A 15,944-nucleotide genomic window follows, 5' to 3' on the forward strand; every position below is an offset into this window, starting at 1 on the left:
CGCAGCCACCCTGAGGATGCATATCTTGATTTGGTTTCTTGAGGGACAGTCCAGCCAGCGGGACATCATTCTGGGAGCGCGTGAAGCCCTCCCGCCGGAAGTGAGGATTTTTGCTTCACATCGCCAAGACAGGCCCGAAATCACCGGAAGCGCCGATGTAAGCTTCCTTGAACCGAAGGACAACCAGGAACGAATCGACTGGGTGATCGAGACCGCCCTAAGGCATGGGATTAAAGTCATCCTAGCCGGCCGCGTGGGGAGTGTCTTTGAGGCTCAGCGCCATCGATTCGAGGTCGCTGGCCTGGTTTTGGTTACCGGCGGCTCGAGCATGGGTACGTTCGAGTTGGTAGATGACAAGAGCAAATTCACGGCGGAAGCAGAGCGTGCTGGCCTTGCGTGTGTCCCGGCGATCACGGCACGTAATGCGAAGGAACTCATCGATGCCTACGAGTCCCTTCGTGTTCACGGCGACGTCTGTGTCAAACCAGCGGTAGGTATATATGGTCAGGGGTTCTGGCGCTTCAAGTCTGAAGTGGATTCGTTTCGTTGCTTCGCCAACCCCGCTTCTCGGGAAGTCCAGTTCGAGACATACCTTAATGCCTACCGGGCTGGAGCGGATCGTTCCGCCATGCTGGTGATGCCGTACATGACAGGAAGCGAGTGCTCGATCGACATGGTTTGCGAATCCGGCCGCCCCGTGGCATTTGTTGGTCGCCGGAAAGAAGGGCTGCACCAGACCTTCGAGAATGCCTCGCCGGCGGTGGAGCTCGCTCTGAAGGCTGCCGCTCACTTCCAGTGCGATGGCCTGGTCAATGTCCAAACGCGGGATGATTTAGACGGTGTCCCACATCTGCTCGAGATCAATCCGCGGTACTCCGGTGGCATCGGCTACACCCGACATACGGGAGTGAACCTGCCAGGTATCTTCGCCACTAGAAGGCTTGGTCTGGCTGAGCCGGTGAGTGATTGGATACCGAACATCAGGGTGAAAGCCATAACCGTTGCGGTGCCAGTAGCAACTTGATATGTAGTCAGACTTCAAGTTTGATACCATTTCGTCGCATTTAGTAAGGTTCGGGACTCAAGGAGCAAAGCAGGGATGATGGTGATGGCGCCTGGCGCAAACACCGCTTTGGGAGCGGCGCAATGTTCCTGGACGCTGGAGTGCGGCAATCCCTCGGCATTCGGGGACTATGCCGCTGTCGCTCTGCTTCCGCTGGACGATAAGCGTCACCCAAAAGGGGAAGCAGCACTTTTCCAGGTTTCCCAGGCCTGGATGCAGTGGAGCGGTGGGCAAGAGAAAATCTGCTGCAACTTGAATCTCGGCCAACTCCCGACCGGTGCCGACAGGGTGCTCTTGGTCGTGTACACCTTCTCGGCAATGGGCCCAGTAAGCGACCTGCGATTACTCCGCTTGCAGATCGACTCTCAGATCGAGTTCAACTTGAACCTGTCCGACAATGGTGAATCAGCGATCATTGTCGGTGAGTTCTATTGCCGCAATCACCAGTGGAAATTCCGTGCTCTGGCCGAGGGGTCGGCCTATGGCCTAGCAGCTCTTGGACGTCGCATCGGCCTGAAGATCGACGATGCTCACCCGCACCGCCGCTCCAGTTCCTCAGAACAGAGCCGACCAGCATCCGGAGCGACAGGCACCGGCTTTGCTGTGACTTCCACCCATATTCTCACCTGCGCGCATGTCATTGAGGACATGAAAGAGATCCACATCGCTTCGTTCGAAGGACGCCATCGTGCCGAGGCAGTGGTTGTAGATCAACGCAATGATTTGGCACTCCTTAGAGTGCAGGGAGCGCCAGCCTTTAAGCCGGTGGCTTTCCGGGATGGAGTTGGGTGTGACCTTGGCGAGCCTGTGGTGGCCCTCGGGTTCCCACTTGCTGGTCTGGCCGGAGGGGGAGTGCACGTCACCCAAGGTGGCGTTTCAGCACTCTTTGGCCTGCACAATGACTCCAGCCTGCTCCAATTCACTGCACCAATTCAGCCGGGATCAAGTGGTAGCCCCCTCTTTGACGCAGCTGGATCAGTAGTAGGGATGGTGACTTCCACGATCCCTGACGCACAGAACATGAACTTCGCGGTCAAGGCCGGGCTTGCCCTGGCGTTTCTTGATGCCTGTGGTATCGAGCCAGCTCGTACACCAACAGGAAAGACTTTCTCGACATCTCAAATGGCCCGTGAAGCTCAGCAATCGCTATGGAAAATCGAGGCGCGTAATCCATAGGGAAACAATTGCTTGAATCTCGGGACTAGGCGTTAGGGTCAGCCCTCGTGCCAAACAAGGAAGCATTCATGGAAAATATCATAGTACCAACGTCCGTACGCGCCCAACTCAAGCGAGGGCTCCTCGAGGTCAAAGTCGAAGACACCGTTCTCCCTCCAGCTGACCTGTTCGGTTTCGCAGAGCGCCGGAATCCCAAGCGAGCATTCCTTTTCGTGTCGAAAGTGCTGGGCCGCCATATACCCGTGCGCCCCTCGGTTATGGCTGCCAGCTTCGAGAGCCTAGCCGCCGAAATCCCGCCTGATCTCCCCGGTCCGGTGCTGGTCATTGGCATGGCCGAAACGGCGGTTGGCCTCGGTGCCGGTGTGCACCGCGCCTTCAGTGCCACCCGCTCTGACAGTGTGTACCTCATCAGCACTCGCCACCCCCTTGGTACTGACCTCTTCGCTCGATTCGAGGAAGAGCATAGCCATGCGAGTGCACACCTGATCCACATGCCCGTCGATCCCGAAATCAGGGAAGCGATGCTTCAGGCGCGGTCGCTGGTGCTGGTGGACGATGAGGCTTCTACTGGGAAGACCTTCGTCAATCTGCACCGCGCCTTGGTAGAGGCCGGACTGAGCAAGATCGAACGTATCGTCACGTGCGTCCTCACGGACTGGTCTGCTGGCGCTGTGCGCAAAACCATCGGGGAATCAGCCACTGCAGTTTCGCTGATGCAGGGTTCCTACCAGTTCCATGAAAACCCAGCTGCCCCGCTACCCGAAATGCCCGACGTGGGAGCAGTTTCCATCGGCGAGTGGCCTCTTTCGGCTGACAAGGACTGGGGGCGTTTGGGCGTTCGTCGTGTGGACGACACGCTTGCCCCCGACATCCGGGTTCACCCTAACGAGAAAGTCATCGTGGTGGGTACAAGTGAGTTCGTTTGGCGTCCCTTCCTGCTGGCTGAGCGACTGGAACGTGCTGGTGTGGACGTGCACTTCAGTTCTACCACCCGCTCTCCAATCGCCCTGGGCCACGCCATCGAGCACGCCCTGTCGTTCTCAGATAACTACGGTCTTGGCATCCCGAACTTCCTCTACAACGTGAAGCCGGGGCAGTTTGACCGAGTCCTGATCTGCTCCGAGACTCCCGAGCAGGCTGCTCCTGCAGAGCTGGTTGCTGCCCTGAATGCCGAGGTGATTTTCGATGGGCACTAATCGTCCCCTGGTATTCGTCGACCTCGACGACACCCTGTTCCAGACCTCTCGCAAGATGGTCGAAGGTACGCCGCGTACTACCGCGACGCTGGACGTACACGGCCAACCCAATGGGTACATGAACCCGATCCAGCACTCCTTCATCAGTTGGCTGCTGGCTTCTGCCGATGTAGTGCCTGTCACTGCGCGTGACGTTGAGGCCTACAGCCGCGTCAAGCTCCCCTTCACCGAGGGGGCTATCTGCTCGCATGGTGGTGTGATGCTCCACTCTGACGGCTCACTGGATCAGGACTGGCATGGCCAGATGGCAGAATCCCTTTGGGCCTTCCAGGATCGACTGCCAGCGTTGAGCGAAGCAACCTTGCGGATCGGGAAGGACATGGGCTATTCGCTCCGCGGTTGGGTTGTGGAAGAAGAAGGTCTGCGCCACTACGTGGTGACCAAACAGAACGAATCTGATGACGCTGTCCTCTCCAAGGTTCTGGCCGAGGTTCAAGCCCGAGGCATGCTGGAAGGCATGCACATTCACGCCAACGGCAACAACCTCGCTTTCCTGCCCAAGGGGCTGGCCAAGCGATTGGCAGTTCAAGAATGGCTGCGCCGTGACGCCAAGATCAATGGAGATCGCCCAGTCCTTGGCTTCGGCGACAGCATTACTGACCTAGGATTCATGGGCCTTTGCCACATGTGGGCTACACCCGCTCGCAGCCAATTGGCCAAGGCCGTGGAGGAGATGATCATTGAGTAATCTCCTTGCCACCCTGAATACCGTCGGCAGCGGAAGCTACGCGCCGGAAGACGTCCATTTCCTTCTGCGGTCGGTGCAAATGAATGTCACCGATGTCGAGGAGAAGGAGCGCCTGATTCAGACCAATCAGAAGCACTATTCGGAGATGATCAGCCAAGAACACGCGCCTACCGACGTTCACAAGTCCTTGTACGCTCGCGCGCTAGTGCTGAACGGTGCTCGCATGGCTGAAGATGTTCAATCTCTGGCTTTGGCGTTGAGTGCCGTCTGCACCGGCTCCAGCATCGCACTGGTTTCCTTCGTGCGCGCCGGCCTTCCCCTTGGCGTCCTGCTCCGTCGGGCACTGGTCGAGATGGGCCGTGACGCCCACCACTATGGCGTAAGCATTATCCGTGATCGTGGGATCGATACAGTGGCCCTCGAAGCGATCATCCAGTTGCACGGTGCTGAGAACATTGTCTTCGTGGATGGCTGGACCGGCAAGGGAGCAATCTCTGGCGAGCTCAAGCGGACGCTAGGTGCCGACAAGCGTTTCCCGGAAGAGCCCCGACTCGTTGTGCTAGCCGACCCCTGCGGCCGCGCATGGCTCGCCGCCTCCGCAGAGGACTGGGTTATCCCGTCCGGAATCTTGGGCGCAACCGTTTCCGGCTTGGTGTCTCGCTCCATCTGGCCGACTCAAGGTGGGCTTCATGGTTGCGTGGTCTACGACCACTTGAGTGAACACGACGTTACTCGTGAATTCATCGACAAGATCGAGGCTGAGCGCCAAGCGCTGAGTAGCGTCCAAACCGCATCGCCCTGGACGCACGAGCAGAGCCTGAAGCTCCAGGCCGCGGCCGAAAACGTGGTTACCTCCCTGGCTACCCGCTTTGGCATCAGCAACCTGAATCGCGTGAAACCAGGTATTGCCGAGGCTACCCGAGCAGTCCTGCGCCGAGTGCCCGATCACGTGCTGGTGCGAGATCGTAATGACGGCGACGTGCAACTCCTACTGCATCTCACCGAGCGCGCAGGGGTAACGGTGGAGGAGACCGGCGAGGCTCTTGGACCTTATCGTGCGGTAACCATCATCCGGAGTACGAACTGATGAAGGCGATTTCTCCATTCGCCCTCGGGGCGACTCTGTACATGCCGGCAACCCGCGATGACATCCTGGATGTGGTGTTCGGGATGAAGATCCCTGAGCTTCGCTCACTCGTTGTGTGCCTGGAAGATGCAGTGGCGGCGATCGACGTCGAAAGTGCACTCGCAAATCTGCAGGCCCTACTCATGGGCATTCAGGCCCGTGGCGGCCGCCCGGAACAAGGGCCGTTGCTCTTCCTCCGTCCTCGCGATGCAGAGATGGCAGCAGTGCTGAACGGATGGCCGCTGATGAAGCACGTCAACGGGTTCGTCGTTCCCAAGCTGACGCTGAAGTCTCTTCCTTTTTGGGAAGCCGCTGTTAGCAACCCTGACCTCTATCTCATGCCAACCCTGGAAACGAGCGATGTTTACGACCCGGGTGCCATGGTGGAGCTCGGCCAGGCTCTGAAGGCCAACCTGAACCAACGCATCATCGCACTCCGGATTGGCGGGAACGACCTCATGGGTTGCCTCGGCCTGCGCCGCAACCCTGCCACCACGCTCTACAACACACCGATGAGCTACGTGATTCCCATGCTCGCCGGCGTGATGGGAGCACAGGGATTTGCCCTGACGGCCCCTGTATTCGAGCAGTTGGCCACGCCTCATCTTCTTCAGGAGGAGTTGAAGCTCGACATCGCACATGGCCTGGTAGGCAAGACGGCAATTCATCCAAGTCAGATCCGCATCATTCAGGACACTCTCCGCGTGAGCCTGGAGGACCTCAACTGTGCCAAGCTGATCGTCAACGATGTAGCCCCCGCCGTCTTCAAGCACAACGATGCAATGTGCGAACCGGCTACTCATTACAAGTGGGCAGTGAACATCCTTGAACGCGCCAAGTGGCATGGTGTGAAAACCGCCGACATGGGCAATGGCGAGCACAGTGTCCGCCTGGCCGAGGCTTACTAATGAGCATCGAAATGCTGGAGGCTGGGCCGAAAGGAGCGAAGGTGCTCTCGGTGTTTGACTTCGATGGCACTCTCACCCGGCACGACAGCTTCGTGCCGTTCCTTCGGTTTGCCTTCGGCACTCGCGAGTTCACCCAACGCATTCTCAGGTTGGCGCTGCCCACCCTGAGGTATCTCTCCAGGGGCATGTCCCGGGATGAGCTTAAGGCCCAGTTGATAGGCACATTTCTCGCTGGCGTGGAAGCCAAATGGGTATGTCAGAAAGCTGAAGATTTTTGCCAGTTGGTTTGGCCCAAGCTCATGCGCCCATCAGGGGTAAGATCAGTCGCGGCCGAAATTGCGTCCGGAGCGGAGGTTACACTCTGCTCGGCTTCTCCGGCGCTAGTTCTGCGGCCCTTCGCCGAACGTCTCGGCATCAAGCTCATCGGTACAGAACTGGAAGTGGTCGATGGTCACTTGACCGGCAGGATCAGCGGAAACAACTGTCGCTGCGAGAACAAGGTACGCCGATTGGAAGCCATATATGGCCCTCTGACACAGTATCGGTTGAGGGCCTGGGGGGATACCCATGGCGATCATGAATTATTGGATGCAGCGCAAGATGCGCATTGGCGTCATTTTCACCCCGCGTGGCGGCGTTCCCGCTCGCGGTATAGCAAGGCCGGGAGCTCGGTGAGTGTTTCTCCGCGTGACTCCCACTCGAACTCTGAAGATCAACAAGGAGCGTAAGCATGGCAATCACCCTGAGCAAAAATCAGAGCATTTCGCTGGAAAAAACTGCCGGCAGCGGCCTGACCTCGGTCAGCCTCGGACTGGGTTGGGATCCGGTAAAGTCTGGAGGTTTCCTCTCCAAGCTCCTCGGCAGTGGCAACGACGAGATCGACCTCGACGCCTCCTGCATTCTGCTGGACGGGAACATGAAGCCGGTGGATCTGGTTTGGTTCCGTCAGCTTAGCTCGAAGGACGGCTCCATCAAGCACTCCGGCGACAATCTCACCGGTGAAGGCGATGGCGACGATGAAACCATCAACGTCGACCTGCAGCGTCTGCCAGCCTCCGTCCAGCACCTGGTGTTCACCGTCAACAGCTTCCGCGGTCAGAAGTTCGACCAGGTGGAAAATGCTTATTGCCGAATCGTGAACAACTCGAAGAACCAGGAGCTGGCGCGCTTCAACCTCGCCGAGAAGGGCCAGCACACCGGCGTAGTAATGGCTAGCCTCAGCCGCAAGGGTAACGATTGGGACTTCAAGGCGATCGGCCAGTCCACTAACGGCCGCACTGCGGACGACCTCGTCAACCTGGCTATTCAGGCGGTACGCGCATGACAACCCTGGTACCTGGCGGTAATGCGCCGGTTGCCACCGGCCAACTGCGTGTGGACATCAGTTATACGCCGGCTCCAGGCGCAGACATCGATATCTCTGCATTCGCCCTAACCACCTCGGGGAAGGTTCGCGGCGATGGCGACATGTGCTTCTACGGTCAAACTAGTATTCTAGGTGGGGCTGTTCAGCTAACCGCCAATTCGGCCGGTCGTGCTGAGTTCACAGTCGACCTCAGCCGTGTTGATCCTGCCGTGGAGAAAGTTGCCCTCACCGCAACCATCTACGAGAACAAGGCAACCTTTGATCGCGTGTCGACGCTATCGCTAGCGCTCACTGGAGGGATCGAAGCTCAGATCCCAACACACGGGATGAATGAAACCGCCCTCATCCTCGGTGAGTTCTACCTTCGGCAGGGAGCGTGGAAGTTTCGTTGTGTCGCCCAGGGCTTCGCGGGAGGCTTGGGACCGCTGGCAAAGCACTTCGGCGTCGAAATCGCTGCACCGCCTTCCGCGCCGGCACCGACTCCCGCTGCGGCGCCTGCGCCGCCTCAAGTACCTCCAGCCCCGCCGAAGCCGACCATCAGCCTCAGCAAGGTAACGCTCGACAAGTCTCGCTCGAGCATCAGCCTGGACAAGCCTGCTGCAGGGTTTGGTGAGATCAAGGTGAACTTGAACTGGAACCAAGGTGGAAGTGGCGGTGTACTCGGCGGCATCTTTGGCAAGAGCAAGTCCGTCGACCTCGACGTTGGGTGTCTCTTCGAACTGCAAGATGGCTACAAGGGAGTTGTTCAGGCCCTGGGGGAGGCCTTCGGTGATCTGAACGATGAGCCCTACATTCAGTTGATGGGCGACGACCGAACTGGTTCTGTTGCTGGCGGCGAGTGGATGCACATCAACGGCCGGCAGTGGAGCGAGATCAAACGCATCCTGGTCTTCGCGTTCATCTACGAAGGTGCTCCGAACTGGAAAGCTACCGACGGCGTCGTGACGATCTTCATCCCGGGCCAGCCAGAAATCGAAGTTCGCCTGAACGAAGAAGGTGGACGCTATGGGATGTGCGCCATCGCCTTGCTTGAAAACGTAAACGGGGCCGTTAAGGTCTCCCGCAGAGTCGACTTCCACCGTGGGCACCAAGATATGGACAAAGCCTACGGCTGGGGGATGCGCTGGACGGCGGGCTCCAAGTAAACACTGATCCGGCGGGGCCGAAGGGCCCCGCTCACTGAGAGGAACACATGCTCGAATGGCTGAAAACCAACGCGACGAAAGCTCGCGAGACTCTGACGACTGAGGTCGCCAAGTTCAAAAATCGCACCTTCATGGAGGCAGTAGCAAATGCGTGCGCGCTGATCTCCGCGGCGGATGGTGAAATCAAATCCGAGGAGAAGATGAAGATGACCGGCTTCATCAATAACTCTCCGGAACTGAAGGTCTTCAACCTGAACGACGTGATCAAAGTCTTCAGCGACGCCTGCGGCAAGTTCGAGTTCGACTTCCAGATTGGTCAAGCTGAAGCCCTGAAGGCGATCAGCAAGGTCAAGGGCAAGGACGGCGAAGCACGGCTACTGGTGCGTGTGGCCTGCGCCATCGGCGCCTCCGACGGTGACTTCGATGATAAAGAGAAAGCGGCATGCCGCCTGATTTGCCTAGAGCTGGGTCTGAACCCGGCAGACTTCGAACTGTAAGGAAACTTAAACGTGGAAACGACTCACATTGGCTTCCCACCGCTGACCATGGCGGTATTCGTCGGCCTTGCACTTGCCGCGCTGTTGCTGGACATGGTTACCCATCGCGATGACAAGCCGATCACCCTGGCGCGCGCCTCTATCTGGTCCGTGTTCTGGGTGGCGATTTCTCTGGCGTTCGCAGGTTTCCTCTACGTGCAGCACGGCGCTGAAGTCGCCAGCCTGTTCGTCACCGGCTACGCCTTGGAGAAAGTGCTGTCGGTCGACAACCTGTTCGTCTTCATGGCCATCTTCGCCTGGTTCAAGGTGCCGGATGGCCTCCGTCACCGAGTTCTCTACTGGGGCATCATCGGCGCTATCGTCTTCCGTGGAGTATTCGTGGTCATCGGTACCGGCCTGCTGGCATTTGGCCCCTGGGTCGAGATCGTCTTCGCGCTGATCGTTGCCTGGACCGCTGTGATGATGCTCAAGGGCGGTGACGATGATGATGAAGAGGAGGACTACTCCCAACATCTTGCCTACCGCTTCGCGAAAAAGCTCTTCCCGGTATGGCCGAAGTTGTACGGTCATAACTTCTTTGTGAGCCGCAAGAAGCTAGAAGTCGAAGTGCAGAAACCCGAGAACAAAGACATAAGCCTGGCGGCGAAAGGTGGTCTTTTCGCCACTCCGCTTTTCTTGTGCTTGGTGGTAGTTGAGGTGTCCGATGTTCTGTTCGCCTTCGACTCGGTTCCGGCCGTAATCGCGGTGAGCCGTGAACCCCTGATCGTCTACTCGGCAATGTTGTTTGCCATCCTGGGTCTGCGCACCCTCTACTTCGTTCTCGAAGCACTGAAGCGCTATTTGGTGCACCTCGAGAAGGCGGTCATCGTGCTGCTGTTCTTCATCGCTGCCAAGCTCGGCCTGAACGCCACCAACCACCTGTTCCATCACGGCATCAGTATCGATCCGAATACCAGCCTGCTTATCGTCCTGGCAGTTCTGGCAGTCGGCATCCTCGCAAGCGTGATCTTCCCGGAAAAGGAAGAAGCGCAAGTCGAAAACCAGTAATCAGTAGCAACCACAAGGAGCTGTATACATGGCACTGTCTCTGCAAAAAGGTGGCAACCTCTCCCTGTCTAAAGAGGCGCCTGGCCTAACCAAAATTCTGGTAGGCCTGGGTTGGGACCCTCGCTCCACCGATGGCACCCAGTTCGACCTCGACGCCAGCGCTTTCCTGCTAAACGCCTCCGGTAAAGTCCGCGGCGATGCAGACTTCATCTTCTACAACCAACTCAAGAGTCCGGACGGTTCCGTTGAGCATACCGGCGACAACCGTGATGGCGCCGGCGACGGTGACGACGAGGCTATCAAGGTCGATCTGAGCCGCGTGCCGGTCGACGTCGACAAGATCGCCTTCACCGTGACGATCCATGACGCTGAAAATCGTCGCCAGAACTTCGGTCAGGTCGGCAACTCCTTCATCCGTATCGTTAACGAGACCAACGGCTCCGAGATTGTTCGTTACGATCTGGCCGAAGACGCCTCGACTGAAACCGCGATGATCTTCGCCGAGTTGTACCGCCACAACAGCGAATGGAAGTTCCGTGCTGTTGGTCAAGGCTACGCTGGTGGCCTGAAGGCCCTGGCCAACGGTTACGGTCTGACCGTCAACTGACCTCCATCTAATAAACTGAATCAAGGAATCACATTATGGCAGTTTCTCTCCAAAAGGGCGGCAACGTCAGTCTGTCCAAAGAAGCACCAGGTCTGACCGAGGTCATCGTGGGCCTGGGCTGGGATCCGCGCGTAACTGACGGCACCGAGTTCGATCTCGATGCCTCCGTTTTCGTCACTGGCGAAAACGGTAAAGTTCTCAACGACGCCAGCTTCATTTTCTACAACAACAAGACGAGCGCTGACGGCTCCATCGAGCATCTGGGTGACAACCGCTCCGGTCAGGGCGATGGCGACGACGAGCAAGTCAACGTCAAACTAAACGGCCTGGGCGCAGACGTGAAGAAGCTGGTCTTCGCCGTCACCATCCATGACGCCGAAGCTCGTAAGCAGTCCTTCGGCCAGGTGGGTAATGCCTACATCCGTGTCCTGAACAAAGCCGACGGCAAAGAGATTGCTCGCTTCGACCTGTCCGAAGACGCCTCCACCGAGACCGCCATGATCTTCGGCGAACTGTACCGTCACAACGACGAGTTCAAGTTCAAGGCGATCGGCCAAGGTTTTGCTGGCGGCTTGAAGCCTCTGGCTGAAGCTCACGGCGTGAGCATCGGCTAAGCCGAAAGGCGGAAAAAGCCCCGGAATTACCGGGGCTTTTTCATATCTGCAGGAAGAGAACGAGTGTCGTGGTCGGCAAGATAATGCGTTAGATAGCCGGATGATCGCAACTCGGTTGATCTCGTTAAGATCTATAACAGCAAAGACTGCAGCATGCGCGATTTAGACCGCCCAATGCATGTCATATTAAATTGAATCGCCCCTGGTTTCGTAGCTACATTGAGTTGAAACGGCCGATCAGTAGTGTATGTTCATTTGAGGCTTGAAGGGTTTTACGAAATCGTAGGCGATTCAGATAGCATGTAAGTGACCAGTTCCTGTCGGCTCTGGTTGGTTGGATTTTAAGACCTGTGAAATTACCGTGATGGGGAATGGAATGAAGTTAAAATCACTGGCAATGGCAGTACCTTTAGCACTGGCTGGCTGCGACTTCGTTAACGACCAGAAGCTCAATTTTGCTCATCAGGAGTATATGCAGGAGTGCTTTGCCACTTTTTCCAATAGTTGTAACGACAAAGCGATCGACTACAACATCATGCTTCTGGAAGTTATTAAGGGCAAAATGATTGCGGCAGGGCCTGAGCGTCTAGATCTCAAAGGGGAAAGTGCCGAGAGATTTGAAGAGCATGTAGAAAAATCCATCGGAAAAATGGTCGAGACTTTTGAAGTCATGAGGCCGGGCTTTTTTACTCGTGTATTTATGGGGGGGTTCGAGCCATTTGATGGGAAGTCTGTAAGAATTATTGAGGCATCAGATGCAGACGAACTTTTTAGTGCCATCCTTGAGGAGTATACGAAGCGGCTCCTAGAAAACAGAAAGAAGCTACAGGAAGTTTGGGAGCAAGCGCCGAATATGGTTTCCGAAGCGCCAAAGCCTGTCGAGTCTCTCAAAGAAGAGCCTGTTCAATCTGCTTCGCAGGATGTTGAGGCTAATGGGCTTAAGGTAGCGGTTGACGCGGCGATTATTGAGCACGCACAGCAGAATGCCGCCAGTGAATACGGCGAAGCCCGCCGTTACCTGCAGGTCGATTTCGACGGCAACGGCAGCACTGATGCAGTTGTGATGTACACTCTTGAGCCAATTAATGGCGGTAATTACAGCAACCAATATCTTGTTCCCCTCATCCATAACGGTGATGCGTGGGAAGCTAAGACACGCCTCGATATCATGAACTCCGCCTCTGATTTGGCTGACGAAGGCAATGGCGTTCTCAGCTATGTCGAGCTCTCGCACGGCCCAGATGATGCAGATTGCTGCCCATCCATGGAGACAAAGCGTCTGTATAAGTGGAATGGCTCTATTTTACAGGAGTACAAAAGTGATGGTGTAGTGCCGACACAGGCATCATCCAAACCTCTTGCTGAACCGCCTTTCTATTCAGTGCTTACGCTGAATGATTCATCGGACGAAAAAGAAGTGACGACCAAGCGAGTTTTGGAGTGCAGCATGGCCTCAAAACTTGTTGGGCAGTTAGCGTCGATAGACATCATCGCAGATAAGATTAATCAGACTGGGTTGGCCAATGCTATTAACCCTAATCCAGAAATTATGGCCGATTACCATCAGATGATTAAAAAGGATTGGTCGCTAAAAGATATGAATCGAGCAAGCCAAGATGAGTATTTAGTGGGGATCTATAATTCTGAATTCTGCCATAAGCTCCACGAACAGCCGGCAATTCAGGTTTCCGATGTCCCAGCCGATTAGTCTCAGTCTAGTATCCAGCTTCACTGAACTCGCACGTATAGCCCATAGATTGGCCAAGATCTCTGCCAGTCAGTGAGCAGCCCGGCATTTCCAGAGGACCTCGGAGGAAGAAATGGGATTTCGCTTCAGCAAACGAATTACGATCGTGCCTGGTGTTCGGCTCAACATCAGCGGGTCGGGCATCAGCACCTCTGTTGGGCCACGTGGACTAAGCTTAACGATGGGCAAGCGTGGTACCTACCTCAACGCTGGCCTGCCCGGGACCGGCCTCGCGTATCGTGAACGGCTGGACCGATCGGGGACAAGGAACGCGCCAAACCCTGCTGCAGACTCGGCAGGCTATTCCGGGCCGATCAAGGTCAAAGTCGACGATGATGGTTCGTTGATTATCACCGACTTGGAAGACGCTCCCCTTCCGCCGGCAATCGTGAAGAGGGTGAAGGTAGAGAAGAGTGACGAGATCCAGGCGCTTCTGGAAAAAGCTGCAGCCAAGATCAACCAGGCGCTCAATGAGTGCCTATCGGCTCATATGATGACCCCTCGGCCGGGTGCTCTGCCGGCGCTACCACAGGCATTCGATCTGGACGAACCGCGGCGACCTTCAACGGACGCTCCAGGGCTGCTCGACAAGATGCTCCTGCGGAGTTCTAAGATGGAAAAGGAGGCTCAGGAACTAGAAGCACAGTACCAGCAAGATCTTGTCGAGTGGAACGCTGCACGTGATGCTCACGAGAAGGCGCGATCCGACATTGATAAGGCCATTCGACTTGCCGCAAAGGGATACAGCGCTCAGATGGAGCGTGCCCTCGATTATGTCCTATCCGGCATTGCCTGGCCGAAAGAAACGCTCCTCGAGTACGAGTTCTCGCATGACGTTTCGGGCATTGCTCTGGACATAGATTTGCCTGGTGAAGGGGATGTGCCCAACCGAACTGCTGAAGCCAGGGGCAATGGCAAGCTCACCTTTAAAACCCGGTCCGAAGCTCAGACTCGTAAGGACTTCGTCTCACTTTGCTACGGCACCGTTTTCCGCGTGGTTGGGGAGGTTTTTGCCTTGCTCCCAGGCATCCAAAAGTGCCTTGCTTCCGGGTACATTCAGCGCACAGATTTGGCAACGGGGAGTATCGGGGATCAGTATGTAATCTCGGCGCTGATCTCTCGTGATCAATGGGAAACCTTGGACTTCAGCCGGCTGGAGGCGATAGATCCAGGTGCGACGTTGAAGGCATTCGGGGCCGTGGTGAGCGTCGACAGAACATCGCGGTTCCGAGAAATCACCCCAATGGACTTAGCCACCCTTGGCTGAACCAGGTAATCAAGGTCACGGCTCCTAAAAAAGAAAACCCGCCATCAAGGCGGGTTATCTGTTTTGAAGGACATTCTAGTAAAGACCTCCTTGGGTTTCTGGCGCTCCGCTAGCCGATGATCCCCTTCGCCGAAGCTTCCCTGATCCAGCTCGGGAATTCCTCCATGAGCTGGTCGTAGAGCCTTTCCTCAGTGACCTGGTGTAGGTCATCCAGCGCGAAGAAGCCACAGTTGTCCACTACTCGGCCTTTCATGTCGTCGAGCTTCTCCAGGATCCCGTAGCCTCTGCCCCCAAGGCCCACGAACTGCCAGTAGAGGGGCAGTTGCGCGGCATCGGTCATGAGCTTGGTGATCTTCCTGTTTTCATGGACGCCACCATCGCTGATGAAGAGCACATAGACTGGTGAGCGGTCGCCGTCGCTGAGGTAATGCTTGATCACCTGTTCCATTACCTTGGGTTCGTCGTTGATCCTGCTACCAACATTCCAGTCACGCCAACCATAGTTGTCGGTATTGATGAAGTTCTGGAAGTTACTCAGGGTAATCTCGGAGAGCTTCTGCGGTTGTGCTGCGAAAGCCCAGCAGTCGATCGAGCCGTCGTCATCAAAGTGGACAGCCAGGGGAAGCAGCCTGTTGACCACTTCTTGCACGCGGCCCTTGGCATACTGAGAATTCATGGAGCCCGAGGCATCAAGTACCAACGCTACGCGTGCCTTCACATGCGTCAGCTTCGCTTTTTCGAGACTTACCTGGGCTTTCTTGGCCAGGCTGATCAACTGCGGAGCGGCGGCCGCCACCTTCTTCTCCAACGAGATAGTGGCTTGAACGGGTGCCGATTCAGGTGGATCGGCGGGAGGTGCGTCATCTGCAACCTCGCCACCGAAATGCTTCACCAGGGCGCTGAGCCCTTCGTTGAAACCTTGGAGATTCGACGCCAGGCGCCATTGGCCATCTTTACGGTAGACGTCCGCCACCATGATGGCTTTTTCAGTGGCAAAGGTGTTGCCAGCGAAGGGGCAGGTAGCAACGATCATTCCGGTCGCATCCTTGATGGTGAAGGATGAAGACTGGATGTCGCACATGGCTCCTACGCCGTCGATTGCAGCGGTGAACACCAGGCGATCAATAGAAGAGGGGAGCCCTGCGAGGTTCAGACTGAACTCCGCGCCAGCTTGCTTCAAGCTGCCGCAAGGGGAGTTTGGCTGGTTGAAGAAGATCATGTAACGATCATCCGACAGCTTCCCTGCAACATCCAGACCGAAACAGGCGAGATCGACCGTGTAAGGGGAGTTGATCTGGATAGCGAGGGACAGGAACTGACCCTGCATAAGATTCGATAACGGGATACGTTGCCCCTGGCTGATCTGCATTTAGTGCTTCCTTGAGAGTTCTATCATGCACCAGGTGCAGCACAGGATAGTACCGTGCCTTGGGGGCT

Annotated in this window: 16 protein-coding genes; 15 read left to right on the forward strand and 1 reads right to left on the reverse strand. The window is 56.5% G+C overall.

The annotated features are described in order from the left end of the window. Positions 1-25: 25 nt before the first annotated feature. From LE197_RS05530 to LE197_RS05600, 15 genes are all read left to right on the forward strand, one after another. Positions 26-1,024, forward strand: coding sequence for an ATP-grasp domain-containing protein (locus tag LE197_RS05530; protein ID WP_031634352.1), 999 nt, complete (start codon positions 26-28; stop codon positions 1,022-1,024). A gap of 75 nt (positions 1,025-1,099) precedes the next feature. Further along, positions 1,100-2,239, forward strand: a complete 1,140-nt coding sequence (locus LE197_RS05535) for a trypsin-like peptidase domain-containing protein (protein WP_023083410.1) — start codon at positions 1,100-1,102, stop codon at positions 2,237-2,239. 68 nt (positions 2,240-2,307) lie between these two features. Then, the gene (locus LE197_RS05540) at positions 2,308-3,435 is read left to right on the forward strand and encodes a phosphoribosyltransferase domain-containing protein (RefSeq protein WP_023083411.1); all 1,128 of its coding nucleotides are present in this window, start codon (positions 2,308-2,310) and stop codon (positions 3,433-3,435) included. After that, on the forward strand, positions 3,425-4,183 hold the full coding sequence (locus tag LE197_RS05545; RefSeq protein ID WP_003090785.1) for a hypothetical protein: 759 nt from the start codon (positions 3,425-3,427) through the stop codon (positions 4,181-4,183). Before LE197_RS05540 ends, LE197_RS05545 begins: the two co-directional genes overlap by 11 nt. Beyond that, a complete protein-coding gene (locus tag LE197_RS05550) occupies positions 4,176-5,270 on the forward strand; it encodes a cysteine protease StiP family protein (RefSeq protein ID WP_003090784.1) in 1,095 nt (364 codons plus the stop codon). Before LE197_RS05545 ends, LE197_RS05550 begins: the two co-directional genes overlap by 8 nt. Beyond that, positions 5,270-6,217 carry an HpcH/HpaI aldolase/citrate lyase family protein gene (locus tag LE197_RS05555; RefSeq protein ID WP_023083412.1) on the forward strand — a complete coding sequence of 316 codons (948 nt, stop codon included), beginning with the start codon at positions 5,270-5,272 and terminating at the stop codon, positions 6,215-6,217. The genes LE197_RS05550 and LE197_RS05555 overlap by 1 nt, the downstream gene beginning before the upstream one ends. Next, on the forward strand, positions 6,217-6,945 hold the full coding sequence (locus LE197_RS05560; RefSeq protein WP_023083413.1) for an HAD family hydrolase: 729 nt from the start codon (positions 6,217-6,219) through the stop codon (positions 6,943-6,945). The genes LE197_RS05555 and LE197_RS05560 overlap by 1 nt, the downstream gene beginning before the upstream one ends. A gap of 2 nt (positions 6,946-6,947) precedes the next feature. Then, positions 6,948-7,541: a TerD family protein gene (locus tag LE197_RS05565; protein ID WP_023083414.1), complete on the forward strand. Its 594-nt coding sequence runs from the start codon at positions 6,948-6,950 to the stop codon at positions 7,539-7,541. After that, on the forward strand, positions 7,538-8,728 hold the full coding sequence (locus tag LE197_RS05570; protein WP_023083415.1) for a TerD family protein: 1,191 nt from the start codon (positions 7,538-7,540) through the stop codon (positions 8,726-8,728). Before LE197_RS05565 ends, LE197_RS05570 begins: the two co-directional genes overlap by 4 nt. A gap of 47 nt (positions 8,729-8,775) precedes the next feature. Further along, positions 8,776-9,225: a tellurite resistance TerB family protein gene (locus tag LE197_RS05575; protein ID WP_010792504.1), complete on the forward strand. Its 450-nt coding sequence runs from the start codon at positions 8,776-8,778 to the stop codon at positions 9,223-9,225. Between the two features lie 12 nt (positions 9,226-9,237). After that, positions 9,238-10,272 carry a TerC/Alx family metal homeostasis membrane protein gene (locus LE197_RS05580; protein ID WP_003090778.1) on the forward strand — a complete coding sequence of 345 codons (1,035 nt, stop codon included), beginning with the start codon at positions 9,238-9,240 and terminating at the stop codon, positions 10,270-10,272. Between the two features lie 28 nt (positions 10,273-10,300). Continuing rightward, positions 10,301-10,879 carry a TerD family protein gene (locus LE197_RS05585; protein ID WP_003090777.1) on the forward strand — a complete coding sequence of 193 codons (579 nt, stop codon included), beginning with the start codon at positions 10,301-10,303 and terminating at the stop codon, positions 10,877-10,879. A 35-nt stretch (positions 10,880-10,914) separates the two neighbouring features. Beyond that, the gene (locus LE197_RS05590) at positions 10,915-11,493 is read left to right on the forward strand and encodes a TerD family protein (RefSeq protein ID WP_003090776.1); all 579 of its coding nucleotides are present in this window, start codon (positions 10,915-10,917) and stop codon (positions 11,491-11,493) included. A gap of 376 nt (positions 11,494-11,869) precedes the next feature. Beyond that, a complete protein-coding gene (locus LE197_RS05595) occupies positions 11,870-13,201 on the forward strand; it encodes a hypothetical protein (RefSeq protein ID WP_023083416.1) in 1,332 nt (443 codons plus the stop codon). A 112-nt stretch (positions 13,202-13,313) separates the two neighbouring features. Continuing rightward, positions 13,314-14,507, forward strand: coding sequence for a DUF4236 domain-containing protein (locus LE197_RS05600; protein ID WP_023083417.1), 1,194 nt, complete (start codon positions 13,314-13,316; stop codon positions 14,505-14,507). A gap of 109 nt (positions 14,508-14,616) precedes the next feature. Here the strand turns inward: LE197_RS05600 and LE197_RS05605 are convergent, their stop codons facing one another. Continuing rightward, entirely contained in the window at positions 14,617-15,876 is a 1,260-nt protein-coding gene (locus tag LE197_RS05605; protein ID WP_023083418.1) for a VWA domain-containing protein, read from the reverse strand. Positions 15,877-15,944: the final 68 nt, after the last annotated feature.

This window comes from Pseudomonas sp. PS1(2021) (assembly GCF_020405165.1).
In the GTDB taxonomy this organism is placed as follows: domain Bacteria; phylum Pseudomonadota; class Gammaproteobacteria; order Pseudomonadales; family Pseudomonadaceae; genus Pseudomonas; species Pseudomonas aeruginosa.

Excerpts from the sequence above, each read along its gene's own strand:
- LE197_RS05535 (WP_023083410.1), top strand. The coding sequence starts at position 1,100 with ATGATGGTGATGGCGCCTGGCGCAAACACCGCTTTGGGAGCGGCGCAA.
- LE197_RS05540 (WP_023083411.1), top strand. The coding sequence starts at position 2,308 with ATGGAAAATATCATAGTACCAACGTCCGTACGCGCCCAACTCAAGCGA.
- LE197_RS05545 (WP_003090785.1), top strand. The coding sequence starts at position 3,425 with ATGGGCACTAATCGTCCCCTGGTATTCGTCGACCTCGACGACACCCTG.
- LE197_RS05555 (WP_023083412.1), top strand. The coding sequence starts at position 5,270 with ATGAAGGCGATTTCTCCATTCGCCCTCGGGGCGACTCTGTACATGCCG.
- LE197_RS05560 (WP_023083413.1), top strand. The coding sequence starts at position 6,217 with ATGAGCATCGAAATGCTGGAGGCTGGGCCGAAAGGAGCGAAGGTGCTC.
- LE197_RS05565 (WP_023083414.1), top strand. The coding sequence starts at position 6,948 with ATGGCAATCACCCTGAGCAAAAATCAGAGCATTTCGCTGGAAAAAACT.
- LE197_RS05570 (WP_023083415.1), top strand. The coding sequence starts at position 7,538 with ATGACAACCCTGGTACCTGGCGGTAATGCGCCGGTTGCCACCGGCCAA.
- LE197_RS05575 (WP_010792504.1), top strand. The coding sequence starts at position 8,776 with ATGCTCGAATGGCTGAAAACCAACGCGACGAAAGCTCGCGAGACTCTG.
- LE197_RS05585 (WP_003090777.1), top strand. The coding sequence starts at position 10,301 with ATGGCACTGTCTCTGCAAAAAGGTGGCAACCTCTCCCTGTCTAAAGAG.
- LE197_RS05590 (WP_003090776.1), top strand. The coding sequence starts at position 10,915 with ATGGCAGTTTCTCTCCAAAAGGGCGGCAACGTCAGTCTGTCCAAAGAA.
- LE197_RS05595 (WP_023083416.1), top strand. The coding sequence starts at position 11,870 with ATGAAGTTAAAATCACTGGCAATGGCAGTACCTTTAGCACTGGCTGGC.
- LE197_RS05600 (WP_023083417.1), top strand. The coding sequence starts at position 13,314 with ATGGGATTTCGCTTCAGCAAACGAATTACGATCGTGCCTGGTGTTCGG.
- LE197_RS05605 (WP_023083418.1), bottom strand. The coding sequence starts at position 15,876 with ATGCAGATCAGCCAGGGGCAACGTATCCCGTTATCGAATCTTATGCAG.